Genomic DNA, 11,484 nt, shown 5'->3' with positions numbered 1-11,484 from the left:
CACCCATGGGGTGGCTCTACCGGGGGAGGTCCCGCCAGGTAGAGCCACCCCACGGGTGGCTGCACGCAATGCCCGATCAAAGCGCAACCACCCACGGCGCAGCTACGCCGCGATCCCCGGCAGGTCACGACGTTGGTCGGAACGCCGCTCGATCAGCCCAGAATCCCCGGCAGATCCAGCCCCTTTTCTTTCGCGCATTCCACCGCGATCTCATACCCGGCATCGGCATGCCGCATCACGCCCGTGGCCGGGTCGTTCCACAGCACGCGCGCGATGCGCTTGGCGGCCGCTTCGGTGCCGTCGCAGACGATCACCATGCCKGCATGCTGCGAGAAGCCCATGCCCACGCCACCGCCATGGTGCAGTGACACCCAGGTGGCGCCGCTGGCGGTATTGAGCAGGGCGTTGAGCAACGGCCAGTCGGAGACCGCGTCCGAACCATCCTGCATGGCTTCGGTTTCGCGATTGGGCGAGGCCACGCTACCGCTGTCCAGATGATCGCGGCCGATCACCACCGGTGCCTTCAGTTCGCCGCTGGCCACCATCTCGTTGAAGGCCAGGCCGAGCCGGTCACGGTCGCCCAGGCCAACCCAGCAGATGCGCGCGGGCAGGCCCTGGAACTTGATCTTCTCGGCGGCCATGTCCAGCCAGCGGTGCAGGTGCGGGTTGTCCGGAATCAGCTCCTTGACCTTGGCATCGGTCTTGGCGATGTCCTCCGGATCGCCGCTGAGCGCCACCCAGCGGAACGGGCCGATGCCCCGGCAGAACAGCGGGCGGATGTAGGCGGGCACGAAGCCGGGGAAATCGAACGCGTCTTCCACGCCTYCTTCCAGCGCCATCTGGCGCAGGTTGTTGCCGTAGTCCACGGTGGGTACGCCCAACGCGTGGAAGGCGAGCATGGCGCGGATGTGGTTGGCCATCGATTCGCGCGCGGCCTTCTCCACCCCCTTCGGTGCCGACACTCGCTTGTCGTCCCATTCCTCCACGGTCCAGCCCTGCGGCAGGTAGCCGTTGACCGGGTCGTGCGCTGAGGTCTGGTCGGTCAGCAGGTCCGGCTTGACCCCGCGTACCAGCAGCTCGTCCAGCACGTCGGCGACATTGCCGAGCAGGCCCACCGAGAGCGGCTTCTTGGCGGTGCACGATTCCTCGATCAGGCGCAGCGCCTCATCCAGGTCGTCGGTCCAGGTGTCCAGGTAGCCGGTCCGCAGGCGCATTTCGATGCTGCTTTTGCGGCATTCCACCGCAAGACACGAGGCACCGGCCATCACCGCAGCCAGCGGCTGCGCGCCGCCCATGCCGCCCAGCCCACCGGTGAACAGCCACTTGCCGGCCAGGCTGCCGTTGTAATGCTGGCGGCCCATCTCCACGAAGGTCTCGTAGGTACCCTGCACGATGCCCTGCGCACCGATGTAGATCCAGCTGCCGGCGGTCATCTGGCCATACATCGCCAGACCCTTTTTATCGAGCTCGTTGAAGTGGTCCCAGTTGGCCCAGCGCGGCACCAGGTTGGAATTGGCGATCAGCACACGCGGCGCATCCACGTGGGTGCGGAACACGCCCACCGGTTTGCCCGACTGCACCAGCAGGGTCTGGTCGTCGTCCAGGCGCGTGAGCGTTTCCACGATGGCATCGAAGCTCTCCCAGTCGCGCGCGGCGCGGCCGATGCCGCCGTACACCACCAGTTCCTGCGGGCGTTCGGCCACGTCCGGGTGCAGGTTGTTCATCAGCATGCGCAGCGGCGCTTCGGTCAGCCAGCTCTTGGCGGTGAGGGTGGTGCCGGTGGGCGCGATGATGGTGCGGGTCGGGTCGTTGCGGGTCATGCGGCGCTCCGGTTCGTAGCGAATGCAAGGCAGGCGTTGAGCACCTGCGCCAGGGTGTGGCGCAGCGGTGCGGCGTGGTCGGGGTCGAGCGGGGTGGGCCAGCTGTGTTCGTCCACCTGGTCCGGGGCCGGCTCGTGCATGTAGCCACGGCAGGCCAGCTCCATCTGCAGGCTGTGAACGCCAGCGGGGATGCCGCTGTAGTGACGGGTGATCCAGCCACCCTTGAAGCGCCCGTTGCGCACGTGGGGCAGGCCACTGATCCGGCACAGGTTCTCCACCACGTCGCTGAGCGTGTTGTCGCAGGAGGTGTCCACGGTACCGGACGGACCGGCGGTACCCAGGTTGAACTGCGGCAGTTCGCCGTCGAACAGGTGCGGGATGTGTGAGCGGATCGAGTGTGCGTCATACACCACCACGGTGCCGTGGCGCTGGCGCAGCCGCGCGATCTGCGCGGCCAGGACATCGTGGTAGGGCGCAAAATACGTGTCGCGACGGCGCGCGATTTYCGCCTCGTCCGGTTCCATGCCCGCGTGGTACAGCGGCTGGTTGTCGAAGGTGGTCAGCGGGCACAGCCCGGTGGTGTTCTGCCCGGGATACAGCGACACGCCGCTGGGATCGCGGTTGAGGTCGATCACCGAACGCGAAATCGCCGAGCGCACCGTGGTGGCGCCCATGCCGCGCGCGAAGTCGTACAGATCGTGCACCCACCAGTCGGTATCGCGCCGGGCCAGCCACGGCGAGTGGTAACGGTCGATCAGGTCGTGCGGCAGCTCGCTGCCGGTGTGCGGAAAGCTGACGATCAATGGCGCCTCGCCTTCGTGCACCTGCAACCATTCCGGGTGCAGGGTCATGCCAGCGGCTCCACCTGCGGCAGCAGGTGCGTCAGGCCTTCGGCCACCGCGCCGCTGCGGACCAGCGTGGTGGCGGCCACCATGTCCGGATGGAAATAGCGATCGTCCTGCAGCGTCGGCACCTGCGCGCGCAGGCGCGCACGCACGGTTTCCAGCGCGTCGCTGGAACGCAGCGGGGCGTGGAAATCACAGCCCTGCGCGGCAGCCAGCAGTTCGATGCCGACCACGTTGGCCGCGTTCTCGGCCATCGCCAGCAGCCGACGCGCGCCATGTGCGGCCATCGATACATGGTCTTCCTGGTTGGCCGAGGTCGGGATCGAATCAACGCTGGCCGGGTAGGCGCGCTGCTTGTTCTCCGAGACCAGCGCGGCGGCGGTCACCTGCGGAATCATGAAGCCCGAGTTCAAGCCTGGCTTCGGGGTGAGGAAGGCGGGCAGGCCCGACAGTGCCGGGTCGACCAGCATCGCGGTGCGGCGCTCGCTGATCGAGCCGATCTCGCAGATCGCCATCGCCAGCATGTCCGCGGCGAAGGCCACCGGCTCGGCGTGGAAGTTGCCACCGCTCAGTGCCTCGTTGGTGTCGGTGAACACCAGCGGGTTGTCGGACACGCCGTTGGCTTCGATCGCCAGCGTGGTGGCGGCCTGGCGCATCACGTCGAACGCCGCGCCCATCACCTGCGGCTGACAGCGCAGGCAGTACGGGTCCTGCACGCGCACGTCGTTGTCGCGGTGCGATTCGCGGATGGCCGAACCCTGCATCAGCGTGCGCAGCGTTGCGGCGGTGGCGATCTGTCCACGCTGCCCGCGGATCTGGTGGATGCGCGGATCAAAGGGGGTGTCCGAGCCCTTGGCCGCTTCGACCGACAGCGCGCCGGTGACCAGCGCGGCATGGAACACGGTGGTGATCGCAAACAGCCCAGCCAGTGCGTAGGCGGTGGAATACTGGGTGCCGTTGAGCAGCGCCAGACCTTCCTTGGCGCCCAGCACCAGCGGGGTCAGCCCGATGCGCGCCAGCGCTTCGGCGGCGGGAAGGCGCTCACCGTTCAAGAACGCTTCGCCCACGCCGATCATCACGCTGGCCAGGTGCGACAGCGGCGCCAGGTCGCCCGAGGCGCCGACCGAGCCCTGGCAGGGGATCACTGGCACGATGCCGTGCTGCAGGAACGCTTCCAGCAGTGCCAGCGTCTGCGGGCGGATGCCGGAAGCTCCCTGGGCCAGGCTGGTCAGCTTCAACGCCATCATCAGCCGCACCACCGGTGTGGGCATTGGCTCACCGACGCCGGCGGCGTGGGAGAGCACGATATTGCGCTGCAGGGTTTCCAGGTCATCGCGCTCGATGCGCACGCTGGCCAGCTTGCCGAATCCGGTATTGATGCCATAGACCGGGTCGCCCTTGGCCACGATATCGGCCACGGTCTGCGCGCTGCGCAGCACCGCCGCAGCCGAAGACGGGTCCAGGCGCACGCGCGCGCCGTCGAAGATCGCGCGCCAATGCGCCAGCGTCACCGCGCCGGGCTGCAGGGTCAGGGTAGTACTCATGGAATCTCCAGACATCACAAGGGTCAGACGGATACGCCGCGCATCACGCGCGCGTGCAGCGGGTTGAAGCCCATGCGGTACACCAGGTCGGCAGGTGCCTCGATGTCCCACAGGGCCAGATTGCAGTCCAGGCCAACCGCCAACCGGCCGATGCGCTCATGGCGGCCCAGTGCGCGCGCCGCTTCACGGGTGAAGCCGGCGATACACTCGTCCACGGTCATGCGGAACAGCGTGGCGGCCATGTTCATGGCCAGCAGCGGGCTGGTCAGCGGCGAGGTGCCCGGGTTGGAATCGGTGGCCAGCGCCAGCGGCACCCCGGCGGCGCGCAGTGCGGCAATCGGGGGCAGGGTGGTATCGCGGGTGAAATAGAACGCGCCTGGCAGCAGTACCGCCACGGTACCGGCGGCGGCCATCGCGGCGATGCCGTCGGCATCCAGGTGTTCGATATGGTCGGCCGACAGCGCCCCATGACGTGCAGCCAGGGCGGCGCCGTGCTGGTTGCTGAGTTGCTCGGCGTGGATCTTGATTGCCAGTCCATGCTGTTGCGCGGCCGCGAAGACCTGCTCGGCTTGTGCGGTGCTGAAGGCGATGTTTTCGCAGAACACGTCCACCGCTTCAGCCAGGCCCTGCGCGGCCACCGCCGGAATCATGACGTTGCAGACCTCGTCGATGTACTCCTGCGCCTCGCGCCCCGGCGGAATCGCGTGCGCGCCGAGGAAGGTCGGCACGATCTCGACCGCACGCCGCTGGCCGAGCTCCCGGGCCACGCGCAACTGCTTGGTCTCATCGTCCAGGCTCAGGCCGTAGCCGGATTTGATTTCGATCGTGGTGATGCCTTCGGCGAGCATCGCGTCCAGTCGTGGCAGGCTGGCGGCCAGCAAGTCGGATTCGCTGGCCGCGCGGGTGGCGCGCACCGTGGACACGATGCCACCGCCGGCACGGGCAATATCGGCATAGCTCACCCCCTGCAGGCGCTGTTCGAATTCGCCGGCGCGGTTGCCGGCGTAGACCAGGTGGGTGTGGCAGTCGATCAGGCCAGGGCTGATCCAGCGCCCGCCAGCGTCGATGCGCTGGCCCGGTTGCAGGTGTGCCTCTGAACCGGCTGCACCCACATGCACGATGCGCCCATCGGTGGCCGCGATGACACCGTCCTGGATAATCCCCAAGTCCGGGCCATCGACGGTGATCAGGTGGGCGTTGTACCAGAGGGTGTCACAGTGCATGGCAGCAACCACATCGGCTTATATGTCTATACAATATAGGCGCCACTTCCGGGATGTCCAGTGATGCCAGCCACCCCCGTCTCCGCTCTGACGCCGCCGCTCGTTTTCCACGCCGCCCACGCGCTGTTGCCGCAGGGCTGGGCCCGCGATGTGCGCATCGTCTGCGCCAACGGCACGCTGGCCGAGGTCAGCGCCGGGGTGCCGGCGCAACCCGGTGATACCGCGCTGGCCATTGCGTTGCCGGGGCTGGGCAACCTGCACAGCCATGCCTTCCAGCGCGGCATGGCCGGGCTGACCGAAATCGGCGGCAACAGCGGTGACAGCTTCTGGAGCTGGCGCGAGCTGATGTATCGCTTCCTGGCGCACCTGCAGCCCGACGCGGTGCAGGCCATCGCCGAGCAGGCCTACGTGGAGATGCTCGAATCCGGGTTCACCCGGGTCGGCGAGTTCCACTACCTGCATCACGCCGCCGACGGCAGCGCGTATGCCAACCGTGCCGAAATGGCCGAGCGCATTGCTGCGGCCGCGCAGGGCAGTGGCATCGGCCTGACCCTGTTGCCGGTGTTCTATGCGCACGCCGATTTCGGTGGCGCGCCGCCCAATCCGGCCCAGCGCCGCCTCATCCACGACGTGGACGGCTTTGCCGAGCTGCTGCAGGGCTGCGCCCGCGCACTCCAAGGCATGGACGACGCGGTGCTCGGCATCGCTCCGCACAGCCTGCGCGCGGTCACCGGCGATGAGCTGGCGGCGCTGCTGCCGCTGACCACCGGCCCGGTGCACATCCACATCGCCGAGCAGACCCGCGAGGTTGATGCCTGCGTGGCGTGGAGCGGGCTGCGGCCGGTGCGCTGGCTGTATGAACATGCCGCCGTGGATGCGCGCTGGTGCCTGGTGCATGCCACCCATGTGGATGACGATGAAGTGCGCCGTATCCTGGCCAGCCGCGCGGTCGTGGGCCTGTGCCCGATCACCGAGGCCAACCTCGGCGACGGTCTGTTCCCGATGCAGGCCTTCGCGCGGGCCGGCGGCCGGTTCGGGGTTGGCTCGGACTCCAACGTGCTGATCGATGCGGCCGAGGAACTGCGCCTGCTCGAATATGGGCAGCGCCTGCAGCTACGCGGGCGCAACGTGCTGGCCCCGGGCGATGGCCAGTCCAGCGGCCGCTGGTTGTTCGAACAGTCGCTGCACGGCGCCGGCCAGGCGCTGGGCGTGGCCAGCGGGCTGCAGGCGGGCGCGCCGGCCGACGTGGTGGAGCTGGATCCGTCGCATCCGGCGCTGATCGCCCGTGACGGCGATGCCTTGCTTGACAGCTGGGTGTTCGCCGCACGTAATGGTGCGGTGCGTTCGGTGTGGCGCCAAGGTCGCCAGCTGGTCCAGCAGGGCCGTCACCTGCAGCGTGACGCAGTGGCCGCTCGTTTCGCCGATGCATTGCGTACGTTGTTGTCGGCCGGCTGAGTGCCGGTCGCACCCTTCCAGGACTCCCGAGTGACGGGCAAGAAAGCAGAAACCCTCAACCAGCGCATCCGCGCCGAACTGGAAAGCCGCATCCTCAGCGGCCAGTGGCAGCCGGGGTTCCGCATCCCCTACGAGCACGAGCTGATGGAGCAGTACGGCTGCTCGCGGATGACCGTGAACAAGGTGCTGACCGCGCTGGCCGAAAGCGGCATGATCGAGCGCCGTCGCCGTGCCGGTTCCTTCGTGGCCCGGCAGCCGCCGCATCTGGAGCAGGTGGCGCTGGAAATCCCCGATATCGCCATGGCCGTGGCCGCGCGCGGGCATGTCTATGGCTACCAGCTGCTGGAGCGGGCCTATCGCCGGCCGCGTGCGCAGGCTGAAGAAGAGATGGCCCTGTCCGGTGGCGAAAAGCTGCTGGCGATCCGCTGCCTGCACCGCGCCGACGGTCGCCCGTTCGCGCTGGAACACCGTCTGATCAGCCCGGTCTGCGTGCCGGAAGTGCTGGACGTGGATTTCGACACCACCGCGCCGGGCAGCTGGCTGCTGCAGAACGTGTCCTGGACGCGCGCCCAGCACCGCATCAGTGCCTGGGGCGCCGACGAGGCGGCCGCCGCGTTGCTGGAGGTCAAGCCGGGGACCGCCTGCCTGGTCATCGACCGGCTGACCTGGCGCGGCGAGCAGCCGATCACCTGTGTGAGGCAGATGTTCCTCGGCGATGCCTGGGACCTGGTGGCGCGCTTCGCGCCCGGCGGGCGCTAGCGGCTGTCGCTGCCGTTGCGGGGACCGCCATGCGCGCGGTTCCGAGTGGCCGATCTACCCGTGCTGGTTCACAGCGTGGCGCACTGGCGCCAGCGCACCGGCTCGTCCACGCCCACGCGCGGGTTGAGCTGGATGCGCACCGTGCGCAGTGACGGGTAGCGCTTCACTTCGGTGCAGACCCGCGGCCAGATCGTGTCGATCTCGTCGTTGCGGTTCACCGCCAGGGTCTGCCGGGTCAACCAGAACGCGCTGAGCACGCCCGGCTGGGTGGTCAGGGTGCGGGCCAGTTCCTTCTGGTAGCGCGCCAGCGTGGCCGGGTCCGGATCGGCGTCGTCGCCGAGGATGCCCGGGGTGCCGGCGGCAGGTGCAGCGGCGATCGCGGTGGCGGGCGCGGGGTCCGGCGTAGCCGGCGAAAGCGCGGGTTGCGCCGCCACAGATGCGGCAGGCGTGGCCCCAGCGGCACGGGCGGGCGCCTCGGTCTCGGCCACCGTGGCGTGATCCATGCGCGAGGTCAGGTAGCCCATGCCAACCAGCAGCCCCAGCGTCAGCGAGCCCAGTGCGGCAATCGAAATGCGGCGGATCGCCTCACGGCGCGCGGCGGTCTTGACCTGCGATTCCATATCGCCGGGCAGGTAGGGCTGCAGCAGTGGCCACAGCAGGTGCCCGTCCAGCACTTCCACACCCTGCTTCTCGGCGGCACTGCGGCCATCGCGCTCGACCATGCCCTCGGTGATCAGGATGCCGCCGCGGGCGCCAGCCAACCGCGCGGCGGCGCCCAGCTCATTCACCGCCGCCGTGCCGATCCGGTACGCGCGTCCGTGCTTGCACGACAGCAGCCAGCGCTGCTGCTGGGCGTCCTGCATCAGGAAATCGCTGCGCGGTTCGCGGCTGTCGTCCACTTCGCCGGGCACGTCCTGCAGGCCGCGCTGCTCGCGCATGGCACGCCGCACGATCTCGGAAAAGTCACGCCAGTGCATGCCTGCCAGGGCATTGAGGCCCAGCCGGGTCTCCTTGCGGCGTCGCTTCACCAGCCAGAACCAGGCGGCGCAGAGCGTCCAGACGATGAGGGCCAACAGTAACGCGAGAATCCAGGAGAACATGAGGCGCTGAGGTTGAACGCGGGGGTGCGTAGACAGTTTATATGCGCTGGCGGGCGTCTGCGGAACGTCATCAATGCAGGTCCAGCGGCACCGCGTGCGTACCCGGTGACAGGCGTCTCAGTTTGTCAGGCTATCGGGCACAAAAAACCCGCCAATCCATAGCCGTGAGGGGAGGGAACAAACGGCGCAACAGCGATTGGCGGGTCGATTCCGATTGTCAACAAAGCGGTGCTGCTTTGCAACATTCGGTGGAGTCGGGGTGGGGCGGCAGTCAGGCGCCGCCCGGAGACTGGTGGCTGCCCGGAGCCGGGTCGGCATTGGGGGAGTTGTTGCGCGACTCGGCCCGGTTGACCCGCGCGTTCAGCGCATCGATCCGCGCATTGAGCGCGGCCACGTCTTCGGCCGTGGGGATGTGCAGGCGCTTCAGCACGCCCTGGACACGGTCGTCGAAGGCCTTCTCCACCTTGTCCCAGGTACCGGCGGCCTTTTCGCGCGCTTCGCCCAGGTGTTCTTCCACGTTGTCGCGCCAGCGCGGCGCGTCGCCAGCTTCTTCGCGGTTGCGGGCCTCGATGGTCTCGCCTTCCTTCACCAGATTGTCGAAGAAGCGGCTGCCTTCGGCCTGGGCACGGCCAAAGGCGCCGAGCCCGGCCAGCCACACCTGCTGGGCCGAACCGGTCAGCTTGCGCGAGAAGCGTTCGGCCTGTTCCTGCAGCGAGGGCTTGTCGCCGGGGCTGCGCGTATCGCGGTCGTCGAAGTCGTCGTGTGCGGTCATGGGGCGATCCTGTTGATGGACACCCCGGATGCTAATCAGCGCCGGCTTTGCGCGGTGTGATGGCCGGCGCAGCGCGGCGGACGGGGTTCAGCCCAGCTTTTCCTGAAGCACGCGCTGGATCTCGCTCTCCACCATGCCCTTCATCGCCGACAGCAGGAAGCCCAGTTTGGCGGTGACCCGCACGGCGCCCGGATGCAGTTCGATCGCACCGTCCACGCCGGAACCGTTGAAATTCAGCACGTCACCCACCCAGCTGCTCTGCAGCCCGAAGCGCTCGGACAGCTTGGCGGCCACCTCTTCGATCGCCTGGCGCGCGCCATCGGCGGGCAGGGTGTGGGCGTGGCGGATATCGATGTTGGACATGAAGGCTCCTGGCGGGCGGCTGCGGGGAAGGGCGTGCATTGTGCGCATCCTTGCGCGCAACTCCAAGGTCTGCGTCACACTTCTTCTTCGATGACATGCAACCTGCTAGGCTTTCGCCGCGTGCAGAACCTGCTAGTTCACTTCACCCATCGCCAACAGCCCGACCAGCCCCTGCGGCCCGGGGTGCAACGCATCGTGCGCCACGCCTCGGGCAGTGTCCGCCTCAGCAACGACGCGGTCGGCAACCTGTTGCTGGCCCAGTTCTGCCTGGACGACCGCGGCCTGTGGCTGCAGGTGGCCAATGGCATCCGTGGCATCCACGTCAACGGGCGCCCGGTGCGGCGCATGGCGATGCTGCGGGCCGGTGATGCGGTCTACGCCGATGGCGTGGAGATGCTCATCCAGGGCGAATGCGAGGCGGCCAACCAGGCCCCCGTGCGCAGCGACGCCGGCAGCGAAGAGCAGCGCCTGCTACGCGGACTCGGAGGCCAGCACCACGGCCGCAGCTTCACCCTGGACCGCCCGCGCCTGATCGGCCGCAGCGCCGACGCGGACATCGTCGTCGACGATCCGGCCTTCGCCGAGCAGCATGCGCGGCTGGAACTGCACGGCGACCGCGTGCTGCTGCGTGACCTTGGGGCGGGTGAATCAACCCGGGTCAACGGCGTGGCGGTGCGGCATTGCTGGCTGCTGCCGGGCGACCAGCTGGTGTTCGATACCCAGCACCGCTTCGTGCTGGAAGTGCCGCACGACAGCCGCGTGCGCATCGTCAGCGAAGACGAGGATGACCTGCTCGACCTGCCGGCACCGACCGCCGTGCCGGTCAAGCCGCGACGCGTGAGCCGCTGGCCGTGGCTGCTGGCCAGTTCGCTGCTGTTGGCGGCCGTCATCAGCGGCCTGCTGTGGTTCGGGGCACGTTGACGCGTCTGCGGTAGGGCGGCTGTTGGGCGGCTCGGCGCGTGTCCTCGTGGGGTCATGAGGTTGCCGGCCAGCGGCCGGCACTACTCGCGTGGTGATGGGGTCATGGGTTGCCGGCCAGCGGCCGGCACTACTTGTGGTGATGGGTCATGGGTTGCCGGCCAGCGGGCGGCACTACCGGAAGGTGGTCGGATAGATTCGTTTGCAACCAAATTTGCCTTGTGCTGCAAGGCCGCAAGCCTGGTGCGCTGCGGCATACTAGGGGTCTTGCCCCATAGGTGTGACATGACGCGCGCGTTCAACTTCAGTGCCGGCCCTGCAACCCTGCCGGAATCGGTCCTGCGCAAGGCGCAGGAAGAGATGTTGGAATGGAATGGCGCTGGCGCCTCCATTGTCGAAATGAGCCACCGCGGCCCGGAGTTCATGGCTGTCGCCGCCCAGGCCGACGCCGATCTGCGCCGTCTGATCGGCATCCCCGATGACTACGCCGTGCTGTTCCTGGCCGGTGGCGCCACCACCCAGCAGGCCCTGCTCGCGCTCAACTTCGCCCAGCCCGGCCAGACGGTGGACTACGTGCTCACCGGGCACTGGGGCAAGACCGCGATCAAGCAGGTCAAGCCCTACGTCAACGTCCACATCGCCGCCAGCAGCGAAGCCAACGGCTTCCACGACATCCCCGCGCGCG

The 11,484-nt window shown here is 68.3% G+C and carries 11 protein-coding genes; 4 read left to right on the top strand and 7 right to left on the bottom strand.

Annotation, left to right across the window (positions count from 1 at the left end):
• Positions 1-152 precede the first annotated feature (152 nt).
• From hutU to hutI, 4 genes are read right to left on the bottom strand one after another with little or no spacing between them, the layout of a single operon-like run.
• Entirely contained in the window at positions 153-1,820 is a 1,668-nt protein-coding gene (gene hutU, locus ACXJKH_RS07660; protein ID WP_457318979.1) for a urocanate hydratase, read from the bottom strand.
• Positions 1,817-2,671, bottom strand: coding sequence for an N-formylglutamate deformylase (gene hutG / locus ACXJKH_RS07655; RefSeq protein WP_457318978.1), 855 nt, complete (start codon positions 2,669-2,671; stop codon positions 1,817-1,819). Before hutG ends, hutU begins: the two co-directional genes overlap by 4 nt.
• Positions 2,668-4,209, bottom strand: coding sequence for a histidine ammonia-lyase (gene hutH, locus ACXJKH_RS07650; RefSeq protein WP_457318977.1), 1,542 nt, complete (start codon positions 4,207-4,209; stop codon positions 2,668-2,670). Before hutH ends, hutG begins: the two co-directional genes overlap by 4 nt.
• A gap of 23 nt (positions 4,210-4,232) precedes the next feature.
• Positions 4,233-5,432 (bottom strand): imidazolonepropionase, encoded by a 1,200-nt coding sequence (gene hutI, locus ACXJKH_RS07645; protein ID WP_457318976.1) that lies wholly within the window; start codon positions 5,430-5,432, stop codon positions 4,233-4,235.
• 63 nt (positions 5,433-5,495) lie between these two features.
• Here hutI and ACXJKH_RS07640 point away from each other — a divergent pair, with 63 nt between their 5' ends.
• Positions 5,496-6,887: a formimidoylglutamate deiminase gene (locus tag ACXJKH_RS07640; protein ID WP_457318975.1), complete on the top strand. Its 1,392-nt coding sequence runs from the start codon at positions 5,496-5,498 to the stop codon at positions 6,885-6,887.
• A 30-nt stretch (positions 6,888-6,917) separates the two neighbouring features.
• Positions 6,918-7,646, top strand: coding sequence for a histidine utilization repressor (hutC, locus tag ACXJKH_RS07635; RefSeq protein WP_256774501.1), 729 nt, complete (start codon positions 6,918-6,920; stop codon positions 7,644-7,646).
• A 68-nt stretch (positions 7,647-7,714) separates the two neighbouring features.
• On the opposite strand, the gene ACXJKH_RS07630 is transcribed toward hutC, so the two are convergent.
• From ACXJKH_RS07630 to ACXJKH_RS07620, 3 genes are all read right to left on the bottom strand, one after another.
• The gene (locus ACXJKH_RS07630) at positions 7,715-8,746 is read right to left on the bottom strand and encodes a restriction endonuclease (RefSeq protein WP_457318974.1); all 1,032 of its coding nucleotides are present in this window, start codon (positions 8,744-8,746) and stop codon (positions 7,715-7,717) included.
• Between the two features lie 271 nt (positions 8,747-9,017).
• The gene (locus ACXJKH_RS07625) at positions 9,018-9,518 is read right to left on the bottom strand and encodes a phasin family protein (protein ID WP_256774499.1); all 501 of its coding nucleotides are present in this window, start codon (positions 9,516-9,518) and stop codon (positions 9,018-9,020) included.
• A gap of 87 nt (positions 9,519-9,605) precedes the next feature.
• A complete protein-coding gene (locus ACXJKH_RS07620; protein ID WP_457318973.1) occupies positions 9,606-9,881 on the bottom strand; it encodes a polyhydroxyalkanoic acid system family protein in 276 nt (91 codons plus the stop codon).
• Positions 9,882-10,001: 120 nt separating this feature from the next.
• On the opposite strand from ACXJKH_RS07620, the gene ACXJKH_RS07615 reads away from it, so the two are divergent.
• A complete protein-coding gene (locus ACXJKH_RS07615) occupies positions 10,002-10,802 on the top strand; it encodes an FHA domain-containing protein (RefSeq protein WP_256774497.1) in 801 nt (266 codons plus the stop codon).
• Positions 10,803-11,084: 282 nt separating this feature from the next.
• Positions 11,085-11,484, top strand: a 400-nt coding sequence (locus ACXJKH_RS07610; RefSeq protein ID WP_457318972.1) for an aminotransferase class V-fold PLP-dependent enzyme, incomplete at its 3' end; no start/stop codon positions are given.

Source organism: Stenotrophomonas sp. P5_B8 (assembly GCF_054049855.1).
Note: the sequence above shows the minus strand (reverse complement) of the source record. Positions and strands in the feature narration are given on the sequence as shown.

Coding starts and splice junctions, on each gene's coding strand:
- hutH (WP_457318977.1), bottom strand. CDS start 4,209: ATGAGTACTACCCTGACCCTGCAGCCCGGCGCGGTGACGCTGGCGCAT.
- hutI (WP_457318976.1), bottom strand. CDS start 5,432: ATGCACTGTGACACCCTCTGGTACAACGCCCACCTGATCACCGTCGAT.
- ACXJKH_RS07640 (WP_457318975.1), top strand. CDS start 5,496: ATGCCAGCCACCCCCGTCTCCGCTCTGACGCCGCCGCTCGTTTTCCAC.
- ACXJKH_RS07630 (WP_457318974.1), bottom strand. CDS start 8,746: ATGTTCTCCTGGATTCTCGCGTTACTGTTGGCCCTCATCGTCTGGACG.
- ACXJKH_RS07625 (WP_256774499.1), bottom strand. CDS start 9,518: ATGACCGCACACGACGACTTCGACGACCGCGATACGCGCAGCCCCGGC.
- ACXJKH_RS07620 (WP_457318973.1), bottom strand. CDS start 9,881: ATGTCCAACATCGATATCCGCCACGCCCACACCCTGCCCGCCGATGGC.